This window comes from Roseateles flavus, assembly GCF_039872765.1.
Taxonomy (GTDB): Bacteria; Pseudomonadota; Gammaproteobacteria; order Burkholderiales; family Burkholderiaceae_C; genus Roseateles_B; species Roseateles_B flavus.
The window spans coordinates 310,763-330,304 of sequence record NZ_JBDPZC010000004.1 but is presented as its reverse complement, the minus strand read 5'-3'; the positions used below and the strand labels follow the sequence as shown (position 1 = coordinate 330,304).

Sequence of the window (19,542 nt, the reverse complement as noted above, 5' to 3'; positions counted from 1 at the left end):
CTCAATAGCCGGGCGGCCGCTCCTCCGCAGCGGGCTTGCGCGCCCGCGCCTCGATCGCCGTGGTGAGCTTCACCAGGCCGCCGGCGCCGCTGACCTGGACCGACTGCGCTGCGCCGTCCACCAGCTGGTCCACGTGCCAGACGCGCACCCGGGCCGGGCCCTCGGGCACGCCGGCGAGCAAGACCTGACCCTTGTCGTCGCTGACGGCTGCCCAGGGCGTGTCGCTGACATAGACATGGCCCCGCATGGAGCCGTGCAGGTGGCAGCCCAGCAGATAGGGCCCGGGCTGGCTCAGCTGCTGGGTGGCGGAGGCCAGGGGCTGGCCCTCGCGCTTGGCCGAGAGCTTGAAGCTGAAGCCCTGGGTCGGGTCCAGGTAGACGCCACCGGGGCCGCTCAGGCCCCCGCGCACGTGGTGGTTCCACTTGTCCAGGTTGGTGAAGGCCACCTTGGCGCCGGGCGACACCACGCTCACCTGCGGCTGGAAGCGCATCTGCTGCTGGGTGATGGTCTGCTCCAGGCGCGGGGCGGGCCGGGGACCGGGCTGCTGGGTGTCCAGCAGCACCACGGCCTCGGGCAGGGGCTTGCCGGTGCGGTCCAGCACCTGGATCTGCATGTCGGCCGCCCAGGCGGCCGCCGAGACACTCATGAGGCCGGCCAGCAGCACAGGCCAGGACAAGGGGAAAGAAGGCATCGTCTGGGTCTCCTGAAGGGCGGGGGTGGCAGCACGGCGAGGTGGCGCCTGGGGTTTCCTCTCCATCCTAGGCCCGTCGGGCCTCGCCTCAGCCCCCTAGAATCCCGCCCATCATGTCCATTGCCGACTCCACCGGCCTCTTCCTGGCCTTCCTGGCCCGCCTGATCACGGGCGCCCAGGGCCACTGGAAAGGCTGCCCGCCCATGGCGGAGCAGCGCATCTACTTCGCCAACCACCAGAGCCATTTCGACTGGGTGCTGATCTGGGCCTCGCTGCCGCGTGAACTGCGCGCCGCGACCCGGCCCATCGCCGCGCGCGACTACTGGACCTCCAGCCCGCTCAAGACCTGGCTCACCTCCAATGTCTTCAACGCCATCTACGTCAGCCGCACCCGCAGCACGCCGGACGAAGACCCGCTGGAGCCCCTGGTCGAGGCCCTGTCCAAGGGGGACTCGCTGGTGATCTTCCCCGAGGGCACGCGGTCCAACAAGGGCGAGCCGCAGGTCTTCAAGGCCGGGCTCTACCACCTGGCCGAGCAGTTCCCGCAGGTCAAGCTCATTCCCACCTGGATCGACAACGTGCAGCGTGTCATGCCCAAGGGCGAGGTCGTGCCCGTGCCCATCCTGTGCACCGTCACCTTCGGCGCCCCCCTGCAGATCCGCGAGGGCGAGGACAAGCGCGCCTTCCTGGAGCGCGCCCGTGCCGAGGTCATGGCTCTCAAACCTGGCGGGTGGCGCGAATGAACGGCCTGCGCTGGCTCAAGTCCCTCAACTCCAGCGAGCAGGTGGCCTTCCTGTTCGTCATGCTCTTCGGCGCGCTGATGCTCACCAGCATCGGCAGCTTCCTCTTCTCGCTCAAGAAGCGGGCCGAGGACGAGGATGACAGCGAATGGCACCGCGGCTGGGGCCGCTTCCGCCATGAGCTCAACATGCTGTGGCTCTTCGCCAGCCTGTTCTGGGCGGCCTGGATCTCCGGCCCGGTGGGCGCGACCCTGCTCTTCGGCGTCTTCAGCTTCCTGGCGCTGCGCGAGTTCATCACGCTGATGCACACGCGCCGCGGTGACCACCGCAGCCTCATCCTCGCCTTCTTCGTGATCCTGCCCTTGCAGTACGTGCTGGTGGGCACGCGGCAGTTCGACATCTTCTCGGTGCTGGTCCCGGTCTACGCCTTCCTGGCCATCCCCGTGGCCAGCGCGCTGGCGGACGACCCGCGCCGCTTCCTGGAGCGCAACGCCAAGATCCAGTGGGGCATCATGGTCTGCGTCTACGGGCTCTCGCACGCGCCGGCCCTGCTGCTGCTGGACTTCCCCGGCTTCAAGGGCCGCGGCGCCTTCCTGCTCTTCTACCTCGTGATCGTGGCAGCCTGCGGGCAGATCGCCCAGTACCTGGCCGCCAAGCGCCTGCGCCGCCGGCCCCTGGCCCGGCGCATCAGCCGCAGCTTCTCCATGCGCGCCTGGTGGGTGGGCACGCTCACGGCAGCCGTCGTGGGCACGCTGCTGTACTGGATCACGCCCTTCAAGGCCGGCCAGGCCCTGGTGATGTCCTTCATCGCGGCCGGCGCAGGCAGCTTCGGAGCCCTCGTGATGAAGGCGCTGAAGAAGGATGCCGGCGTCGAGTACTGGGGCAACCGCAGCAACATCACCGGCGCCGTGGGCCTGCTGGACCGCATTGCCGTGCTGTGCTTTGCCGCGCCGGTGTTCTTCCATTCGGTGCGCTGGTACTTCAAGCTGCCCCTGTGAGCATGAAACGATAAGGACTCGGCCGTGAGAATTCTGGGCATCGACCCCGGCCTGCAGACCACGGGCTTCGGCGTGATCCACGCCGACGGCCCGCGGCTGAGCTATGTGGCCAGCGGCACCATCAGGACCAGCGGCGTGCCCACGGGCGATCTGCCGGGCCGGCTGAAGATCCTCTACGACGGCATCCGCGAGGTGCAGCAGCGCTACGAGGCCCAGTGCGCGGCGGTGGAGATCGTCTTCGTCAACGTGAACCCGCAGTCCACGCTGCTGCTGGGCCAGGCCCGCGGTGCAGCGCTGACGGCCCTGGTCTCCTGCGACCTGCCGGTGTCCGAGTACACGGCCCTGCAGATGAAGAAGGCCATCGTCGGCCACGGCCATGCCAAGAAGGACCAGGTCCAGGCCATGGTCCAGCGCCTGCTGAACCTGCCCGGCCTGCCGGGCAAGGACGCGGCCGATGCGCTGGGCATCGCCATCATGCACGCCCATGCCCGGGTGTCTTTCGAAGCCATGGGGAAGCACACCGCCTTGCAGCGCAGGCAGCATGCGCAGTTCAAGGGGGGGCGGACGTATTGAGCGCGCCCATCCCTCCGCCCCTCTGCCCGACTTGCAGCCGGCAGGTCGACGCCAACCCGGAAGCACGCAGGTGCCCGTGGTGCAGTACGGAGCTCGTGCGCGACCTGGAGGGCCAGAACGCCGAGGCCAGCGACGCGACGCCTCTCGATCCACACGCCAAGCATCGCTTCGTGCTTGTCGTGCTGCTGGCAATGGCTTCCGGCCCCTTCTTCCTCGCCTCAACACTGTTTGCCCTGCTAAAGGTGCCCGCGGTACTGCTGCTCTTGCTGGCTGTCCTGGTAGGCGTCGTCAGAAGCACCGCCTTCACGATGGCGGCCGCGCTCGGATGGATCGCGCTGCTCATGGTCGGTTTGCTGCTGGTGGGCCTCTTGACAGCGCTCAGCAGCCTCTGCCTGGTCTGCAAATGAATGGCCCGGACTGACGTGCCGCAGGGTTCGCCGCAATGCGCTGCCTGGCAGGGCCTGCCTCTGGCCCTGGCGCCTGTTCCGCTTGAGCATGGCGGCAAGCGAAGCGTGTGGCGCAGTGCGGGCGCAGGAACTGCTGCGCTGTCAGCGCGCGCAAGGTCCGCGCCAGCCTGAATCCTTACCATGCGGGCTCCCCCGACCTGGAGCCGCTCATGCTGGGCATCGCCGACTACCCCGCCTTCGTCATCGCCGTGCTGGTGTTCCTGGCCATCCCCGGGCCGGGCAATCTGGCCCTGATCAGCGCCACGGCGCAGGGCGGCGTGCGCGGCGGCATGGCGGCCACGCTGGGCGTGATCCTGGGGGACCAGGTGCTGATGTGGGCCGCCGTGGCCGGCGTGGCGGCCCTGCTTGCGGCTTCGCCGACGGCCTTCAGCGTCGTGCAGTGGGGCGGCGCGCTGTACCTGGGCTGGCTGGGCTGGCAGATGCTGCGTGCCAGGCCCGGTGAGGCCGCGGCACTGCAGCTGCGGCCCGGCCACTTCCTGCGCCAGGCGATGCTGATCACGCTGCTGAATCCCAAGGCCATCGTCTTCTACATGGCCTTCTTCCCGCTCTTCGTCGACCCCGCGCGGCACCGCGGGCTGCTCACCTTCGGCGTGATGGCCGCCACCATCGCGGCCCTCACCTTCGCCTACGGCCTGGTGGCCGTGTTGCTGGCGCATCACCTGGGCGAGCGCGTGCGTGGCAGCCCGCGCATGAGCCTGTGGCTGCGCCGGGTGGCGGGCGTGTGCCTGCTGGGCTTCGGGGTGCGGCTGCTGAGCCGCTGAGGCGCGGCACCCTCAGCGTCGCCCGAAGGGATCGCCCGCCAGCGATTCGGTGTGCAGCGCGCAGGTCCACTGCCCGTCGCGCCGGACCCAGACGCTGGCATCGAAGGCCTCCAGCTTGAGCGTCTGGCCTTCCAGCTCCAGCGTCTCCCGGACCTTGTAGGCCACGGCCACGACGTCCTCGCCGAGCGGGCGCAGGCGGAAGTCCTCCAGCGCGAAATTGCTCAGCTCGTAGGCCCCGCCCTCGAGCATCTTGCCGAGCGCAGCCCGGCTCAGCTCCCCCACACCTTGGGCGCCCACGACCAGGCAGGGGTCTTCGCTCATGGCGGCTGCCGTCTCGGCGTCCTTGTCCTTGATGGCCTGCCAGTAGCGGATCTCCAGGGCCTGGAGCGTCTGCAGGGTGGTGAGGTCGTGAGGCATGTGCGTCTCCTTGGGTCAGGCATTGGACGGGGTCGGCCGGGCCGGGCAATTGCCATGCCTTGCACTGCAGCCCCCCTGGCACAGACGCCACAGGCGACACAGTCGCATTTCGCCCGGCCCGCCGTGCGCAGGTGAGGCCGCTCCGGCACAATGCGGCCGCCGGGGCCCGCCCCGGGCGGCGCGCAGTCCCGGCACAAGACACCATGGCTTCCCACATTGCATTCATCGACGGCGTCGGCGGCAAGCGCTACATGCGCGGCCGCCTGATCCGCCATTTCCAGGGCAAGGGCCAGCAGGTTCACTGCTTCGACTACGCCCCGTCCCGCCAGTCGGTGGACGAGATACGCGCCCGGCTGCGTGACTACCTGCGCCAGGTGGCCGCCCAGGGCGAGTTCCATGCCATCGGCTATTCCTTTGGCGGCGTGCTGCTGCGCCTGGCCCTGGCGGACCTGCAGACCGAGGGCATCCGGCCGGTCAAGGTGGCCCTGCTGGCCTCGCCGCTGACGGCCATGCGGCTGGCCATGCGGCTGCGGCATTGGCGCCTGTACCGCTGGATGTCCGGCGAATGCGGGCAGTTCGCGGCCCAGCAGGCGCTGATGGCGCAGGTGCCGCTGCCCGGGGTGCCCACGGCCTGTGTCTACGGCACCTGGCCCTGGCTGGGCGTCTTCGGCTGCTTCTTCGGCCAGAGCCTGGGGAACGACGGCATGGTGGCGGTCGATGAGGCCCGCGCGCCGCAGCATGGGCATCTGCCGGCCTTTGCCGTCGCGGCGAGCCATGCCTTCATCCCGGCCAATGCCCAGGCCCTGGAGGCCCTGCACGGCTGGTTCCAGGGCCCGCCGGCCTGAGCTTCCGGCACTGCAGCACGGACTTCCGGCCGCCACAGCCGCCGCGGCTTGCGAGGCCCAGGCCCGCATGACCGACAATCACGCATGACCCGCAGCACCCCCAGCAGCCCGACGGCTGCCTCCCAGCCCACCGCCACCGCCGGCGCTTCCAGCACCGCCACCTCCTTCTCCACCCTGCCCCTGCCGCCCGCCATGCAGGCCAATCTGCAGCAGCTGGGCTACCTCGCGATGACGCCCATCCAGGCGGCGAGCCTGCCGCTGGCGCTGGCCGGCAAGGACCTCATCGCCCAGGCCAAGACCGGCAGCGGCAAGACGGCGGCCTTCACCCTGCCCCTGCTGATGAACCTGAACCCGCGGCGCTTCGCGGTGCAGGGCCTGGTGCTGTGCCCCACGCGCGAGCTGGCCGAGCAGGTGACGCAGGAGATCCGCCGCCTGGCCCGCGCCGAGGACAACATCAAGGCCCTGACCCTGTGCGGCGGCGTGCCCGTGCGCAACCAGCTGGCCAGCCTGGCGCACGGCGCGCACATTGTCGTGGGCACGCCGGGCCGCATCCTGGACCACCTGCAGCGCGAGACCCTGGACCTCTCCGCCCTGAGCACCCTGGTGCTGGACGAGGCCGACCGCATGCTGGACATGGGCTTCGCCGAGGACATCGCCCAGGTGATCGCCTGCGCGCCCAAGGCCCGCCAGACCCTGCTGTTCTCGGCCACCTACCCGGAGGGCGTCAGCGCGATGGCCTCGCGCTTCATGCGCGATCCGCAGGAGGTGCGGCTGAAGGAGGCCCACGCGGCCACCAAGATCCGCCAGCGCTTCTACGAGGTGACGGAGGCCGAGCGCCTGCACGCCGTAGGCCTGCTGCTCAACCACTTCCGCCCGGCCAGCACCCTGGCCTTCTGCAACACCAAGCAGCAGTGCCGCGACCTGGTGGCCGTGCTGCGCGCCGAAGGCATCGCGGCCCTGGAACTGCACGGCGACCTGGACCAGCGCGACCGCGACCAGGTGCTGGTGCAGTTCGCCAACCGCAGCTGCAGCGTGCTGGTGGCGACCGACGTCGCCGCGCGCGGCCTGGACATCGCGCAGCTGGAGGCCGTGATCAATGTCGACATCACGCCCGACGCCGAGGTCCACACCCACCGCGTGGGCCGCACCGGCCGGGCCGACGGCGAAGGCTGGGCCTTCAGCCTGGCCAGCCTGGACGAAATGGGCGCCGTAGGCCGCATCGAGCATGCGCAGGGCTCGCCCTTCACCTGGCACCCGCTCGCAGAGCTGACACCGGCCGAGGACGGCGAGCCCCTGCACCCGCCCATGGTCACCCTGCAGATCCTGGGCGGCCGCAAGGAAAAGATCCGCCCGGGCGACGTGCTGGGCGCGCTGACCAAGGACATGGGCTTCGCCGGCGCCCTGATCGGCAAGATCAATGTCAACGAGTTCTCGACCTATGTGGCGGTGGACCGCAGCATCGCCCAGCAGGCCCTGCAGGCGCTCAATGCGGGTCGGGTCAAGGGCAAGTCGGTGAAGGTGCGCGCGCTGTGAGCACGGCCCCGGACACCGACGCCAGCTTTGCCGCCCTGGGCCTCTCGCCCGCGCTGCTGAAGGCCGCCCGCGAGCTGGGCTTCGAGGCGCCCACGGCGGTGCAGGCCGCGGCCATCCCCGCGGCGCTGGCCGGGCGCGATGTGCTGGCCTCGGCCCAGACGGGCTCGGGCAAGACGGCGGCCTTCGCCTTTCCCGTGCTGCAGCAGGTCGAGCGGCAGAACGGCCAGGCCGCGGCCGGCGCCGCGCGCCACCCGCAGGTGCTGGTGCTGGTGCCCACGCGCGAGCTGGCTGCTCAGGCGGGCGCGCTGCTGCGGGCTGCGGCGCGCTGCCTGGCGGTATCGGTGCGGGTGTCCATCCTCTACGGCGGCGTGTCCATCAACCCGCAGCTGATGGGCTTGCGCGGCGGCGCGGACATCGTCGTGGCCACGCCAGGCCGGCTGCTGGATGTGGTCGAGCACAACGGCCTCTCGCTCGCGGCCCTGCGCTGCCTGGTGCTGGACGAGGCCGACCGCCTGCTGGACGCCGGCTTCGCCGAAGAGCTCGCCCGCGTGCTGGCCCTGCTGCCGGCGCAGCGGCAGAACCTGCTGTTCTCCGCCACCTTCCCGGCTTCGGTGCAAGCGCTGTCCGAGCAACTGCTGCACGATCCGCTGCGGGTGGAGATCGGGCAAGACCTGACCCTCGATGTGGAGCCGGGTGACCGCAAGCTCACCGAGCGCGCCATCACCGTCGATGCCGCCCGGCGCACGCCCCTGCTGCGCCAGCTGATCGAGCAGGAGCAGTGGCCGCGCGTGCTGGTCTTCGTGGCCACGCGCTATGCCTGCGACCACGTGGCCGACAAGCTGCGCCGCGCCGGCCTGGCCGCCGCGGCCTTCCATGGCGATGCCAGCCAGGGCGCGCGCGCTCAGGTGCTGGCAGCCTTCAAGTCCGGTGAGCTGCGCGTGCTGGTGGCCACGGACCTCGGCGCCCGCGGCATCGACATCGCCCAGCTGCCTGTGGTGGTCAACTACGACCTGCCGCGCTCCACGGTGGACTATGTGCACCGCATCGGCCGTACCGCGCGGGCCGGGGCCCAAGGACTGGCCGTGAGCTTTGTCAGTGCCGCCACCGAGGCGCATTTCCGCCTGATCGAGAAACGCCAGGGCCGGCGCGTGGCCCGCGAGCAGCTGGCGGGCTTCGAGCCGACCGAGGAGGCGCCACCGGGCGCCGCCAGCGGCGGGATCAAGGGCCGGCGGCCCAGCAAGAAGGACAAGCTGCGGGCCGCGGGCGGCTAAGTCAGCCCTCGGGCGGCCCCTGCCGCCGGAACACCCAGTCCCCGGGCTCGAAGGTCATCAGCACCGGCGCCAGTGCGGGCGCGACGCGCGCATAGCCGCAGCGCTCAAGCAGGCGCCAGCTGCGTTCATTGGCCGGCAGCGTCGTCGCCCAACAGGGCGTGCCGGGGCTCACACGGGCCAGCTCCCCATGCAGCCAGCACAGGGCTTCGCCGGCCAGGCCCTGCCCCCATTGCGCGGGCGCGAGCAGGTAGGCCACCTCGGCGATGCCCTCATGCAGCGTGGCCTGCAGCAGGCCGGCGTACGCGCCACTGTCTTGCCGGCGCAAGGTGTAGTTGAGCCAGCGCTGAGGCGGCTCGCTGGCCGGGGGCCCCGCCAGCGTGCGCCGCAGCCAGTCCTCCACCTCCGAGGGCGCCGGCGGCAGCCCGCCGATGTGCCGGTACACCGCCTCGTGCCACAGCTGCCGCGCCAACGCCACGATGTCTTCCTCGGCCATCACGGAGACCTGCAGGCGGGCCGTGCGGCCGCCATCCGGCGAGGCCGCAAGGATAGGCAGGGTTTCCGAGGTGAAGGGCTGGATCTGGGAGGTGCGCATGGCGGGCATGCTAACGGCATTACTGCGCACCCGTGCACAGCGCCTGCCGCTGCTCTCAAAAAAAAAGCCCCGCACGAGGCGGGGCCACAAGGGACTGGCATGCAGGTACCAGAACCGAAGAGCCGCTGATGAGCTCAGCAGCAGAGACAAGAGTTACGCGGACTCAGCGCACGGTGTAACGGGCAGCCAGCTGGATGGTGGGGCCGTAGCGGTCGTCGTAGAAGCCGCCGTAGCCGGTGGAGAAGCGCGGTTTGATGTCGAAGATGTTCAGCACCGTCAGGTTGAGCTTGAGGTCCTTCCAGCCGGTGTAGCCCACCGAGAGGTCCCACACCGTGCGGCTGGGCATGCGGCCGGGGTCCACGCCGGGCTGCAGCACGGCCGGGCTGCTGACGTTGAGCACGCCGGCATAGGTCAGGCCATTGAGCTGCACACGCCAGGCGCCACGCTCGCCGCCCACGCGCAGGGTGTTGCGCCACTTCTCCTGGCTGTAGCCGCCCACGCGATCCTGCAGGTCGCCATCAGGCGTGAAGGCCGACTTGTAGCGCAGGATGGCGTTGTACTCGTTCTCCAGCCAGAAGCGGATGCCGGCCCACTGCTGCTCCAGGCGCAGGGTCCAGTCCACGCCGCCCGTCTCCACGCCACCCACGTTCATGTAGGGCAGGGTCAGGTACTTCAGGCGGCCGTTCTTCAGGCCCGGGTAGCGCTGCTCCAGCACGGGGTTGCGCGGGTCCCGGGTGACGAGCTCGGCGTAGCCGGGGATGTCGAACTCGTGGTCGATCAGGTACTGGCCGTCCAGCAGGTTGATGGAGTCCTTCTGCTTCAGGTAGTACAGGTCCACCGTGGTGTTCAGGGCCTTGGACGGATTGAAGGCCAGGCCGGCGCTCCAGATGTCGCTGCGCTCGGGCTTGAGCTGCTCGTTGGGCACATAGGTCAGGCGCGGGTAGTAGGCGCACTGGTTGTAGTCCAGGCCCATGGGCTTGCAGCGGATCCAGTCGCGGATGCCCTCGCCGGGATAGGCGTTGGTCGAGCCCATGTGCATCTGCGGCAGCGAGGGCGCCTTGAAGGCCGTGTTGAAGCCCGCGCGCAGCAGCCAGTCGCTGTTGGGACGGAAGGCCACGGCAATCTTGGGATTGGTGGTGGTGCCGAAGTCGCTGTAGTGGTCGCTGCGCAGGGCCAGCTGGATCTCGGTGGCCTTGTTGGGCTGCAGGTTGAACTCGACGAAGCCGGAGGCCACCTTGCGGCTGCCGTCCGAGGAGGTGCCGCTCCAGTTCTCGATGTTCTTGGCGGCCAGCTGCGGATCGGCCACCTCCTTCATGCTCTCGTGCATGAACTGCACGCCGGCCGCCATGCCCAGGGGACCGCCCAGGAAGCGGGTCAGCTCGGGGTTGCTGACCTTGGCGTCCAGGGTGTTGAGCGTGGAGGTGGCCTGCTTGGTGATGTCGGTCAGCAGGGCTTCGGCAGCGGCGCGGCTGTTCACCGGCACGAAGGGGTTGTAGCCGCCATTGGCCAGCGCGTTCAGCACGGCATCGCGCTTGAGCATGTTGAACTCGGTCTGGTCGCCGCGGCTGCGGCTGAACATGGCGGCCGCCTCCCAGTCCCAGTTGCCATACATGCCGCGCACGCCGGCCAGGGCCCGGCTGCTGGTGACCAGGGAGCGCGTGCCGCGCTCGCCGGCCTCGTCCACCGAGCGGTAGGCCTGCAGGGGGCTGTTCTCGTGGACCACGCCCTTGTCATCCACCCAGCGGCCCAGGGCCGGCACATAGGCGGCCATGCCCGGCGTCACGCGGTGGTCGACACCCGACTCCATCGTGGGATAGCCCCCGCGCCAGTCGGTCTTGTTGTGGCCCAGCACCAGCTCGCCGAAGAGGCTGGTGTTGCCGCCCAGGGACTTGCTGCCCATCAGCGAGGCGTTGACGCGCTCCAGGGTGGGGCCCAGACGGGCGTCCGCGGCGATGTCGGTGCGGCAGTATTCGTCACCGATGTTGTCCACCTCCACCTGGGCCGCCGGGCAGGCCGGATGCGCCTTGCGGTAGCCCTCGTCGATGCGCTGGATGGAGCCGGGGCTGCGGCCGGTGTCGCGCAGGTCCAGACCGCCGTAGGGGCGCAGGTCGGTGCTGCGGGTCAGGCTGTGCTTGCCTGCCAGCGCCGGGTCACGGCGGGAGGCCGCCACCATGGCCAGCAGGTTGTAGCCATCGCGGTCAAAGTCCCCGTGGCCGGCCGTCAGGCTGAACTCGCCGCGGCGCTGGTCGCCCGCCGTGCGCTGGCCCAGCTTGCCGGCCAGCTCGATGCCCTGGTAGTCGGTCTTGGTGACGAAGTTCATCACGCCGGCCACGGCATCCGAGCCATAGAGCGCTGAGGCGCCGTCGCGCAGGATTTCGACCCGCTCCACCGCTGCCAGCGGGATGGTGTTGAGGTCCACGAAGGGGGTGTCGGTGCCGGCCGCGAAGGCGTAGTTGGCCAGGCGGCGGCCATTGAGCAGCACCAGCACGTTCTGGGCACCCATGTTGCGCAGGCTGGCGCTGGTGGCGCCGGCGGAGAAGGAGTTGCTGTTGTTGCCGTCATCGAAGGCGGTCACGGCGGCCATCTTGGACAGCAACTCCACGGTCGAGGTGGCCCCGGTGGCCTCGATGTCCGAGCGCTTGTAGACGGCGATGGCGCTGGGGCCCTCGGCCGTGATGCGCTTGATGCTGGAGCCGACGATCTCGACCCGCTGCAAGGTCTGGGGCGGCTTCTCTGCAGGCGCATCCTGGGCGGCGGTCTGCGCCTGGGCCTGTGCGGCGAGCGCGGCCAGGGCGCAGGCAAGCAGGCTCAGCCGGGCCGGTAGCGGACGCTGGAGGTGGCGGTTCATGGAGTCTCCTCGAGGGGGTGTTCTGTGACGCTGAAGGGGTGCCGTCGTGCGGCGAAAGGACTTGTATCCTTCACGAATAATTCTGGCATTTCAGCAATATATTTATCTAAGGACTTGCCCCAGGGCCCGAATTGACCCGAATTGGCACAGATTGGGACACCTGACGCCGTCCGCCTCCCTCGGTCTCGGTGTTTACGGCATGCTATGCATATATTCATGGCATTTTTGCGGAATACATCTTGAAATGTGCGCGGCACGCCCGGCGGCGTGCACAACACCCCCTCAACGGAGACCAAGATGTCCGAAACCTCAAGAAATGCATGGCCCCCGCTACGCCATGCCGCGCCCTGGCTGGCGCTGGCCTTTGGCCTGGGCGCTGTGTCCGGCGCCCAGGCGGCCGACACGGCCAGCCTGCGTGCCCTCCAGGCCCAGCAGGCCAACAGCAGCCTGCCCGGCGAACCCCTGCAGGGTGAGCATGTGGGCAAGAAGGGCCTGCACCCCTCCCAGCTGCCCCTGCGCAATGCGGACAGCCTGGTCCCGCCCCTGCAGCGCGAGAACCACAAGCCAGAGACCAGCAGCGCCCGCCGTCGCAGCCTGGCGGTCAAGACCCTGGCCTCCGGCACGACGGTCTGCACGGGCAACGACTTCGTCGGCAAGAGCGGCAGCACCCTGCTGGGCTTCATCGACAACGCGTCCCTGCGCGACTGCATGTACAAGCTCTACATCGGTTCGGCCGCCCAGTACCGCACGGTGTTCAGCGACGCCAACATCATCACCGTCGCCGATGAACTGAAGCGCCGCGCCCTCGGCTACAACGGGACCGACAGCAACAAGGCCATGAACCTGCTGTCCTTCCTGCGCACGGCCGGCTACTGGAACTACATGTCGGTACGCGGCGACAGCTGGAACGGCATCCCCGCCGGCAGCACCGCCATGCTGAACTCGGCGCGCGGCGCCCTGACCCAGCTGATGAGCGCCCCGGCCTTCATGAACCAGACCGAGGACAACGCCTACTTCGCCAGCGAAGTCTTCAAGACCGCAGCCTCGGGCTTTGCCGCCAGCATGGCGCCCGTCGCCAGGCGCTGGATCGACCAGACCCAGGCCAGCACCTTCGCCACCGGCTACTGGACCAACGAGACCATCCTGGCCGCGATGAACGTGCTGTTCTACGGCGACGGCCAGGACGACTACGCCGCCGCCGTGGCCAACGACGCCAGCTATGCCCGCTCGCTGGACGCCTTCCTGACCCGCAACCGCGCCCAGGCCGGCACCAGCTATGGCTACCACCTGGCCAATGCCATGGGCGAGATGCTGCGCTTCCTGCGCTATCCGGCCCTGACCAGCACCGTGCGCCCCCTGGGTGTCAACCAGCTCAGCAGCTACAAGGCCAGTGACGACGCCACCATCGACGCCTGGATGCGTGCCGGCACCATGGTCGACAAGTACGACAGCGCCAACTGCGGCAGCTACGGCACCTGCAATGCCTACGACACCGTGGCCCGCATCAAGCTGCCGATCACCTATGCCTGCGGCACGCAGTACGTGATCCGCGCCCAGGCCATGACCAGCCAGCAGCTGGTCGACACCTGCACCAGCATCAGCAACCAGACCGGCTACTTCCATGGCCTGTTCGGCACCAATGCCTCGCAGCCGGTGGCCAACGACACCAATGCCAAGCTGGAGCTGGTGGTCTTCGACAGCTACGCCCAGTACTCGCGCTTCTCGGGCTTCCTGTTCGGCAATGACACCAACAACGGCGGCATCTACCTGGAAGGCGATCCCTCCCAGCCTGGCAACCAGGCCCGCTTCCTGGCTCACCGTGCCGACTGGCTGGCCGGCTTCGAGATCTGGAACCTGAACCACGAGTTCACCCACTACCTCGACGGCCGCTACAACCTGTGGGGCGGCTTCGGTGCCTATCCGCTGGAGCTCAACGGCACCGTCAAGAACTCCTCCGTCTGGTGGATCGAGGGCGTGGCCGAATACGTGTCCTACAGCTACCGCCGTGCCTACAACGCCGACGCAACCTCGCGCGCCCAGACCGCGCCCGTGGCCCTCAGCGAAGTGATGCGCAACACCTACAGCAGCGGCCAGACCCGGGTCTACAACTGGGGTTACCTCGCCGTGCGCTACATGCTGGAGCGCCAGCCCAGCCAGGACCAGGCCTTCCTGCCCCTGATGCGCAAGGGTGACTACGCCGGCTACAGCAACCGCATCGACGCCATCGGCACCAGCCTGGACGCCGACTTCAAGTCCTGGCTGAGCCAGTGCATCGGCAACGGCGACCTCGCCAGCTCCAACTGCACGAGCCGCCGCGCCAACACCCTGCCGCTGCTGAACGCCGACGCCATCGGCGCCTGCAAGCTCTCCAGCACCAGCGTCCTGGCCAATGGCTGCAGCCGCGCTCTGAGCGGCACCGGTCCCTTCAGCTTCTCGATGAATGCCAACAGCTGGGAACTGGCCATCTTCCGCCTGTCCAACCTCAAGGGCGGCGCGGACGTCTACGCCAAGGCCACCGGCTGGCCCAGCACGACGGACTACGACTTCAAGGTCGGCGGCAGCAACACCGACCTGCGCCTGCCCCTGCAGACGCGCGGTGCCGGCTATGTCTACGTGATGGTGGTGCCCCGCAGCGACTTCGTCTCCGCCGACCTGCGCGGCATGTTCAGCGACCTGCCCCTGCAGCCCGCCACCCCGGACTGGAGCCAGGGCCCTGTCTGCACCGATACCAGCAGCTATGCGCTCAACACCAACGGCTGCGTGCGCACCGGTCTCACCAGCAATGGCAGCAACCCCGGCTGGTACGCCGTGCTCGTGCCCACCGGCAAGAGCGCCATCACCGTCAAGACCACGGGCGGCACCGGCAATGCGGACGTCTACCTGAAGCACAACGCCTGGCCGTCCACCTCGGACTATGGCTGCCGCTCGGTCGCATCCGGCAACACCGAGACCTGCCGCCTCAGCGGCCTGCCCTCGGGCACCTGGGTCTACGTGATGCTGACGCCCGGCTACGGCAACCTGAGCATCGCCGCCACGGCGGACTGATGGGCAGACTGACACAGCGCCTGCGCTGAAGACAGGAAGGGCCGGCACTTGCCGGCCCTTTTCTTTTTTCGAGGGCGATGGAATATTCGGCCTGGCCGCGGTGTTCTACCTTCACCTCAACAGGAGACGCCCATGAAGCACCCTCGCCTCGCCCTGCCCCTGATCGCCACGATCGCCCTGACCCTGGCCGCCTGCGCCAGCGCCCCGCCCTCGCCCGCCCGCGCGCAGGACGGCGCCCTGGTCGGTGCCAACGGCATGACGCTCTACACCTTCGACAAGGACAGCGCCGGCAAGAGCGCCTGCAACGGGCCCTGCGCCGCCAACTGGCCGCCGCTGATGGCCGCGGCCGATGCCAAGGCCGGCGGCGACTGGACCGTGATCACCCGCGACGACGGCAGCCGCCAGTGGGCCTACAAGAGCAAGCCGCTGTACTACTGGACCAAGGACCAGAAGCCCGGCGACCGCACCGGCGACGGCTTCAACAAGGTCTGGCACCTCGCCACCCCATGACCCTGGACGACACGCTCCCCCACCTGCCCCGGCTGCGACGCCATGCGCGCCTGCTGACGGGCGATGCCAGCCGTGCCGACGACCTGCTGCAGGACACCCTGGAGCATGCCGCGCGCAAGGCCCATCTCTGGGTGGCGCCGGCGGTGGAGCGTGTCCCCGGTGCCGCGCTGCGAGCCTGGCTGCTGACGCTGATGCACCGGCGCTTTCTCAACCAGTGGCGTGACGAACAGGCCGCCCGCATGGAAAGCCTGGACGAGTCCCTTGAGGCGCAGGCGGCCCAGGCGCCGCATGAGTTGCACGCCTCGCACTGGCAGCATCGCCCCCATGAGCAGCTCCAGCTCCGCCTGGACCTCGAACGCGGTCTCGCCGCCCTGCCCCCGGCCGCCCGCGAGGTCCTGCTGCTGGTCTGCGTGGAAGAGCTCAGCTACGAAGCCACCGCCCAGGTGCTGGACGTGCCCGTGGGCACGGTGATGTCCCGCCTCTCCCGCGCCCGGGAGCGCCTGCGCGTGCTCATGAACGAGCCCGCCCGCCCCGCGGCCGGCGCGCCTGGCCTGCGCGTCGTCAAATGAGCCCGGCCCAGCTGCCCCAGGAATCCGCATGAGTGCCCCCCACGACCCCCACGGCCCCGGCAATGCCAGGCAAGACCTGACCCCCACACCGCCGCCGTCCCTGCCACCTCCGGACGAAGCCAGCCTGCATGCGCTCGTGGATGGTGAGCTGACCTCCGACGAGGCCCAGGCCCTGCGCCGCCAGCTGCAGGACTGGCCCGAGCTGGCGGCCAGGGTGCAGGACTGGCAGGCCCAGCGCGAGGCCCTGCAGGCGCTGCACGCCGACGAGCTCCAGCAGCCGGTGCCCGCGCGGCTGCTCGACAGCTGGCGCAAGGCGGCCGCGGAATCTGGCCGCCTGACCGACGACACCACCGCCTCAGGCCCCGACGCAGCAGCTTCCGGCGCTGCCGATGCGGCCGTCTCCCTGCCCTGGTGGGCCCACCGCCAGGCCGCGATGTGGCTGCTGATGGGCAGCGTGGCCGTCTCGGGCGCTGCAGGCACCGGCCTGGGCTGGTACTGGGGCCAGCACGAGGCCGGCGCCGCGGGCCCCTCGCAGGCCGCGCTGCGGCCGTCCGCGCCGCCGGCCTTCGTCCGCGACGCCGCCATCGCCCATGCCGTCTACCAGGTCGAGCGCCGCCATCCCGTCGAGGTGGCCGCCAGCGAGCAGGACCACCTCATGCAGTGGCTCTCCAAGCGCCTGGGCCAGCCCCTGCGCGCACCGGACCTGCAGTCCGAGGGCTACCGCCTGATGGGCGGCCGCCTGCTGCCTGCCGGCGAGGTCGTCACCAGCCATTCGCTCGCCCGCGCCCAGCTGATGTACGAGAACGCCGAGGGGCAACGCCTGACCCTCTACATCGCCGTCGACGGCAGCCCCGCGGGCCGCGAGAGTGGCACCGCCTTCAGGCGGAGCGAACAGCGCCAGGGGGAGCTGCTCACCCGCAGCATCTATTGGATGGATGGGGCGCTGGCGTATGCGCTCAGCGGCTCGGTGGGAGCTGAGCAGCTCGATCAGTTGAGTCAGAGGGTGTATCGGGAGTTGCAGGGGTGAGGGCGTGCTGGTCGAACCACTGAGAGTACGGCTGCTTGTCGAACTCCGGGAACTCTGACCTGTACACCCCCCGTCCCATGTACTCGTAGTACTTGCTCATCGCCTCGAAATGGCTGTCGGCATCGACCGTCCACGCGAGTTGCGCATCGGGTGCAAGGAGCGCGCGGGCGGCTCCCCATGGGGACCAGAGGCCACGTGCCTCAATTCAAGATCAACTGCGGCGGGACGTCATACTTAGGGCCTGACCCCGCTGACGGTCGTGACCCCGCTGACGGTCGAATGAGGGCGGGACTGTAGTGAAGGCGGAGGCGATGCATGGCCAGTCGCTTGTCGGGCGCCCCTGCTACGGCGCCCTGTAGAACGCGGCGATCCTGGGAATGAACAGCTCCGGGTTCCCGCCCACCAGATTGGTCAGCACGACGACAGCGAGGCCTTCGTCCGGGTAGACCATGAACGCCGCCCGATGGCCGCCAATGCCGGCGATCTGCCGCGGCCTGGCTGACAGCACCGGCCAGCCCGCCGCCCAGTCGCCGCGCGCTCCGTTGTTCAGCGTCTCCTGCGTCCACATGGCCTGAAGGCTGTCCTTGCTGAGGAGCCGGCCCTGCGTCAGGGCGATGAGCCAGGCCGCCAGCTCGTCGGCCGTGCTCATCAGGCCCCCGCCCGCGTGCAGGCTGTAGGGGATGTCGTAGATCCAGCGGGAGAGGCGCTGGGCATCGTTCGGTGCGAGCGTGCGGCGCGGGAAGTAGCTGTAGATGGTGGCCGCATTGGGCACCGGGTCATAGCTGTCGCCAAAGGTGCTCAGCCGCATCTTGGCCACGGCGAACTGCCCGTCGGCCAGGTACTGCTCGTAAGGCCTGCGCGCCTGCTTGACGATGATCTGCGCCAGCAGGCCATAGTTGGTCTGGTTGTAGGCGAAACGGTCGCCGGGCGCCGACACCAGGGGCTGCCGCCTGACGGCCTGCCACATGCTGTCCTCGGTGGCGCCCGTGGTCGGGCCGGGCTGATCCACGATCTCGGGCAGACCCGAGGTGTGGGCAAGCAGCTGGCGGACCCGAATGCCCCGCCAGGCCTCCGGGAGGTCCTCGAGATAGCGCGACACCGGCGCCTCCAGATCGACAAGCCCCGCCTCGGCCAGCTGCATCATCGCGACGCCGGTGAAGGCCTTGGTCGCGGAGTTGATGGGGAACAGGGTGCTGGCGCTCACCGGCACGCGGTTCTCCACATGGGCCAGGCCATAGCTTTCAGAGAGCACCACCCGCCCGTCCTTGACCACGGCCAGCTGCAACCCCGGAATGCGGCGCTCCTGCATGGTCTGCTGGACCAGCTGCCGCGCCTGTGCATTCGCCTGCTCGACGGCGCTCCGGGCCTGCCCCAGGGCCGGCATCAGGCCCAGCAGCGCCGCGACGAAAAGTGAAGCCTTGAGTTTCCTGAATGCCATGGCACCTTGCCCTGCGAAGCCTCGAATCCGCCGCAATGTAGCCAGTGCTGCCGAGGGTGGCGAAAGTTTGGGGAGGGCGCATCGAAGAAGGAAAATGGGCGCCGCATGCAGCACCCTCCTCGCGGTCAGCGGACGTGATCAGTTCTTGCGCCGGGGGTCAGGTCTTTACCCATTGGGGCACTGCACGGCAAGGGGCTTGGTCGCCAGCAAGCGCTCCGCGAAGATTGCGAGATAGTCATCGCCAGCCTCGCTCGCCCTCTCATCATTGGCAGGCGACAGCTTGTCCGTCGCAATGCACAGGATGCAAAACGGTGCGTGCTCCCCCTGCAGCAGCGCTTGCAGGCGCCGAATTTGATCGTAGGGAAAGACGGTGCGGCTGAACGTGAGAGATCGAACCCCATCACCATAGAAGTCCAGCTGATGGAACCAGGAGCCAGACCCTTCCCATTTCCCCAAGGACGGGACCAGCAGTTCATCGATCGACTGCACGAGCCGCAGGTCAATCGCTTCATGCGCTTCGCCCTGGGCCTCAAAGACGGAGCGGGGCGTCAGCATCTGCTCGAAGCGCAGAAAGAAGTGGCTGTCGTTGCTGGCAATTTCCATGGTGGCGATGGGCACCTCGTTTCGAAAGTACGGGGAAGAGATCAGCGTATCCAGCCGTGGGCTTCAGTCCTCGTCCTTGGCTCTCGCGGGAGGAGACAACGACGCAAGCAGAAAGAACGGTGCGCCACTCGCCCGAGCGAAGCGGCCACGCGGGCCTTCCGTCATCCCGCTCATCCAGGAGGATCTCGCCTTCAAAGGTGGCGGTAAGGGGGGTCTGGCGCTTTGCCTGCGTTGTCGCGGCATTCTGCCAGTGGGCCGGCGCCGACGCTGCGGCAGAATGACCGCCATGCGCGATCACCCGGAGTATGACGTCGTCGAGTTCCTTCTTTGCGGGCTCTTCATTGCAGCCTCGGGGGCCAGCCTGGTCTGGGCCGGTGCCTCGTTCTACCGGGGAGAGCACTTCTCCGCGCTTGAAGGGGCCGGCCTGGGGTTGATGTTTCTGGGGGGTGGCGCCAGCCCCAAGCACTACCTCCTGGACTGCCTGACCTTCCCGCTGTCGTTCATCGAAGGGACGGGCCGGGAGACCCCCACGACGGTTCTTGCGGCCGTAGCAGGGCTTCTTCTCTGGCTGGCGGGCCTCGCCGGGAACCACTGGGGCCAGGCCTGACGCAAAA

General features: G+C 69.1%; 19 protein-coding genes. 13 read left to right on the top strand and 6 right to left on the bottom strand.

Going from position 1 to position 19,542, the window contains the following annotated elements:
* Position 1 precedes the first annotated feature (1 nt).
* Positions 2 to 691 carry a cupredoxin domain-containing protein gene (locus ABDJ40_RS11250; protein WP_347609680.1) on the bottom strand — a complete coding sequence of 230 codons (690 nt, stop codon included), beginning with the start codon at positions 689 to 691 and terminating at the stop codon, positions 2 to 4.
* A 113-nt stretch (positions 692 to 804) separates the two neighbouring features.
* Between ABDJ40_RS11250 and ABDJ40_RS11245 the strand changes: the two genes are divergently transcribed.
* The 5 genes from ABDJ40_RS11245 (at position 805) to ABDJ40_RS11225 (ending at position 4,230) form a co-directional block, all read left to right on the top strand.
* Positions 805 to 1,434: a lysophospholipid acyltransferase family protein gene (locus tag ABDJ40_RS11245; RefSeq protein WP_269630028.1), complete on the top strand. Its 630-nt coding sequence runs from the start codon at positions 805 to 807 to the stop codon at positions 1,432 to 1,434.
* Entirely contained in the window at positions 1,431 to 2,429 is a 999-nt protein-coding gene (locus tag ABDJ40_RS11240; RefSeq protein WP_347609677.1) for a phosphatidate cytidylyltransferase, read from the top strand. The genes ABDJ40_RS11245 and ABDJ40_RS11240 overlap by 4 nt, the downstream gene beginning before the upstream one ends.
* Positions 2,430 to 2,453: 24 nt before the next feature.
* Positions 2,454 to 3,002 (top strand): crossover junction endodeoxyribonuclease RuvC, encoded by a 549-nt coding sequence (gene ruvC, locus ABDJ40_RS11235; protein ID WP_347609675.1) that lies wholly within the window; start codon positions 2,454 to 2,456, stop codon positions 3,000 to 3,002.
* Between the two features lie 95 nt (positions 3,003 to 3,097).
* Positions 3,098 to 3,409 carry a hypothetical protein gene (locus ABDJ40_RS11230; protein ID WP_347609673.1) on the top strand — a complete coding sequence of 104 codons (312 nt, stop codon included), beginning with the start codon at positions 3,098 to 3,100 and terminating at the stop codon, positions 3,407 to 3,409.
* Between the two features lie 209 nt (positions 3,410 to 3,618).
* A complete protein-coding gene (locus ABDJ40_RS11225; RefSeq protein ID WP_347609671.1) occupies positions 3,619 to 4,230 on the top strand; it encodes a LysE family translocator in 612 nt (203 codons plus the stop codon).
* 12 nt (positions 4,231 to 4,242) lie between these two features.
* On the opposite strand, the gene ABDJ40_RS11220 is transcribed toward ABDJ40_RS11225, so the two are convergent.
* The gene (locus ABDJ40_RS11220) at positions 4,243 to 4,647 is read right to left on the bottom strand and encodes a nuclear transport factor 2 family protein (RefSeq protein WP_347609669.1); all 405 of its coding nucleotides are present in this window, start codon (positions 4,645 to 4,647) and stop codon (positions 4,243 to 4,245) included.
* Positions 4,648 to 4,850: 203 nt separating this feature from the next.
* Here ABDJ40_RS11220 and ABDJ40_RS11215 point away from each other — a divergent pair, with 203 nt between their 5' ends.
* The 3 genes from ABDJ40_RS11215 (at position 4,851) to ABDJ40_RS11205 (ending at position 8,296) form a co-directional block, all read left to right on the top strand.
* Positions 4,851 to 5,492, top strand: coding sequence for an esterase/lipase family protein (locus ABDJ40_RS11215; RefSeq protein ID WP_347609667.1), 642 nt, complete (start codon positions 4,851 to 4,853; stop codon positions 5,490 to 5,492).
* Positions 5,493 to 5,684: 192 nt separating this feature from the next.
* Positions 5,685 to 7,025: an ATP-dependent RNA helicase DbpA gene (dbpA, locus tag ABDJ40_RS11210; RefSeq protein ID WP_347609823.1), complete on the top strand. Its 1,341-nt coding sequence runs from the start codon at positions 5,685 to 5,687 to the stop codon at positions 7,023 to 7,025.
* Entirely contained in the window at positions 7,022 to 8,296 is a 1,275-nt protein-coding gene (locus ABDJ40_RS11205) for a DEAD/DEAH box helicase (RefSeq protein WP_347609665.1), read from the top strand. The genes dbpA and ABDJ40_RS11205 overlap by 4 nt, the downstream gene beginning before the upstream one ends.
* A 1-nt stretch (position 8,297) precedes the next feature.
* On the opposite strand, the gene ABDJ40_RS11200 is transcribed toward ABDJ40_RS11205, so the two are convergent.
* Together ABDJ40_RS11200 and ABDJ40_RS11195 are read right to left on the bottom strand one after the other, a co-directional pair.
* Positions 8,298 to 8,888 (bottom strand): GNAT family N-acetyltransferase, encoded by a 591-nt coding sequence (locus tag ABDJ40_RS11200; protein ID WP_347609663.1) that lies wholly within the window; start codon positions 8,886 to 8,888, stop codon positions 8,298 to 8,300.
* 163 nt (positions 8,889 to 9,051) lie between these two features.
* The gene (locus ABDJ40_RS11195; RefSeq protein WP_347609661.1) at positions 9,052 to 11,736 is read right to left on the bottom strand and encodes a TonB-dependent receptor plug domain-containing protein; all 2,685 of its coding nucleotides are present in this window, start codon (positions 11,734 to 11,736) and stop codon (positions 9,052 to 9,054) included.
* Positions 11,737 to 12,033: 297 nt separating this feature from the next.
* Between ABDJ40_RS11195 and ABDJ40_RS11190 the strand changes: the two genes are divergently transcribed.
* The 4 genes from ABDJ40_RS11190 to ABDJ40_RS11175 all read left to right on the top strand — a co-directional run bounded on the left by ABDJ40_RS11190 (position 12,034) and on the right by ABDJ40_RS11175 (position 16,887).
* Positions 12,034 to 14,781: a M9 family metallopeptidase gene (locus ABDJ40_RS11190; protein ID WP_347609659.1), complete on the top strand. Its 2,748-nt coding sequence runs from the start codon at positions 12,034 to 12,036 to the stop codon at positions 14,779 to 14,781.
* A gap of 132 nt (positions 14,782 to 14,913) precedes the next feature.
* Positions 14,914 to 15,291, top strand: a complete 378-nt coding sequence (locus tag ABDJ40_RS11185; RefSeq protein WP_347609657.1) for a hypothetical protein — start codon at positions 14,914 to 14,916, stop codon at positions 15,289 to 15,291.
* Positions 15,288 to 15,860 (top strand): RNA polymerase sigma factor, encoded by a 573-nt coding sequence (locus ABDJ40_RS11180; RefSeq protein WP_347609655.1) that lies wholly within the window; start codon positions 15,288 to 15,290, stop codon positions 15,858 to 15,860. Before ABDJ40_RS11185 ends, ABDJ40_RS11180 begins: the two co-directional genes overlap by 4 nt.
* A gap of 28 nt (positions 15,861 to 15,888) precedes the next feature.
* Positions 15,889 to 16,887 carry an anti-sigma factor family protein gene (locus ABDJ40_RS11175; RefSeq protein WP_347609653.1) on the top strand — a complete coding sequence of 333 codons (999 nt, stop codon included), beginning with the start codon at positions 15,889 to 15,891 and terminating at the stop codon, positions 16,885 to 16,887.
* Between the two features lie 343 nt (positions 16,888 to 17,230).
* On the opposite strand, the gene ABDJ40_RS11170 is transcribed toward ABDJ40_RS11175, so the two are convergent.
* Positions 17,231 to 18,325 carry a serine hydrolase domain-containing protein gene (locus ABDJ40_RS11170; RefSeq protein ID WP_347609651.1) on the bottom strand — a complete coding sequence of 365 codons (1,095 nt, stop codon included), beginning with the start codon at positions 18,323 to 18,325 and terminating at the stop codon, positions 17,231 to 17,233.
* Positions 18,326 to 18,490: 165 nt separating this feature from the next.
* Complete coding sequence (locus tag ABDJ40_RS11165) at positions 18,491 to 18,943, bottom strand: hypothetical protein (protein WP_347609649.1); 453 nt, start codon at positions 18,941 to 18,943, stop codon at positions 18,491 to 18,493.
* Positions 18,944 to 19,214: 271 nt separating this feature from the next.
* Between ABDJ40_RS11165 and ABDJ40_RS11160 the strand changes: the two genes are divergently transcribed.
* On the top strand, positions 19,215 to 19,535 hold the full coding sequence (locus ABDJ40_RS11160; RefSeq protein WP_347609647.1) for a hypothetical protein: 321 nt from the start codon (positions 19,215 to 19,217) through the stop codon (positions 19,533 to 19,535).
* The last annotated feature ends 7 nt before the right edge of the window (positions 19,536 to 19,542 follow it).

What these genes read in the sequence shown, in the direction of transcription:
- ABDJ40_RS11250 (WP_347609680.1), bottom strand. Translation starts at nt 691, where the DNA reads ATGCCTTCTTTCCCCTTGTCCTGGCCTGTGCTGCTGGCCGGCCTCATG.
- ABDJ40_RS11245 (WP_269630028.1), top strand. Translation starts at nt 805, where the DNA reads ATGTCCATTGCCGACTCCACCGGCCTCTTCCTGGCCTTCCTGGCCCGC.
- ABDJ40_RS11240 (WP_347609677.1), top strand. Translation starts at nt 1,431, where the DNA reads ATGAACGGCCTGCGCTGGCTCAAGTCCCTCAACTCCAGCGAGCAGGTG.
- ABDJ40_RS11225 (WP_347609671.1), top strand. Translation starts at nt 3,619, where the DNA reads ATGCTGGGCATCGCCGACTACCCCGCCTTCGTCATCGCCGTGCTGGTG.
- ABDJ40_RS11220 (WP_347609669.1), bottom strand. Translation starts at nt 4,647, where the DNA reads ATGCCTCACGACCTCACCACCCTGCAGACGCTCCAGGCCCTGGAGATC.
- ABDJ40_RS11215 (WP_347609667.1), top strand. Translation starts at nt 4,851, where the DNA reads ATGGCTTCCCACATTGCATTCATCGACGGCGTCGGCGGCAAGCGCTAC.
- dbpA (WP_347609823.1), top strand. Translation starts at nt 5,685, where the DNA reads ATGCAGGCCAATCTGCAGCAGCTGGGCTACCTCGCGATGACGCCCATC.
- ABDJ40_RS11200 (WP_347609663.1), bottom strand. Translation starts at nt 8,888, where the DNA reads ATGCGCACCTCCCAGATCCAGCCCTTCACCTCGGAAACCCTGCCTATC.
- ABDJ40_RS11195 (WP_347609661.1), bottom strand. Translation starts at nt 11,736, where the DNA reads ATGAACCGCCACCTCCAGCGTCCGCTACCGGCCCGGCTGAGCCTGCTT.
- ABDJ40_RS11190 (WP_347609659.1), top strand. Translation starts at nt 12,034, where the DNA reads ATGTCCGAAACCTCAAGAAATGCATGGCCCCCGCTACGCCATGCCGCG.
- ABDJ40_RS11185 (WP_347609657.1), top strand. Translation starts at nt 14,914, where the DNA reads ATGAAGCACCCTCGCCTCGCCCTGCCCCTGATCGCCACGATCGCCCTG.
- ABDJ40_RS11180 (WP_347609655.1), top strand. Translation starts at nt 15,288, where the DNA reads ATGACCCTGGACGACACGCTCCCCCACCTGCCCCGGCTGCGACGCCAT.
- ABDJ40_RS11175 (WP_347609653.1), top strand. Translation starts at nt 15,889, where the DNA reads ATGAGTGCCCCCCACGACCCCCACGGCCCCGGCAATGCCAGGCAAGAC.
- ABDJ40_RS11170 (WP_347609651.1), bottom strand. Translation starts at nt 18,325, where the DNA reads ATGGCATTCAGGAAACTCAAGGCTTCACTTTTCGTCGCGGCGCTGCTG.
- ABDJ40_RS11160 (WP_347609647.1), top strand. Translation starts at nt 19,215, where the DNA reads ATGCGCGATCACCCGGAGTATGACGTCGTCGAGTTCCTTCTTTGCGGG.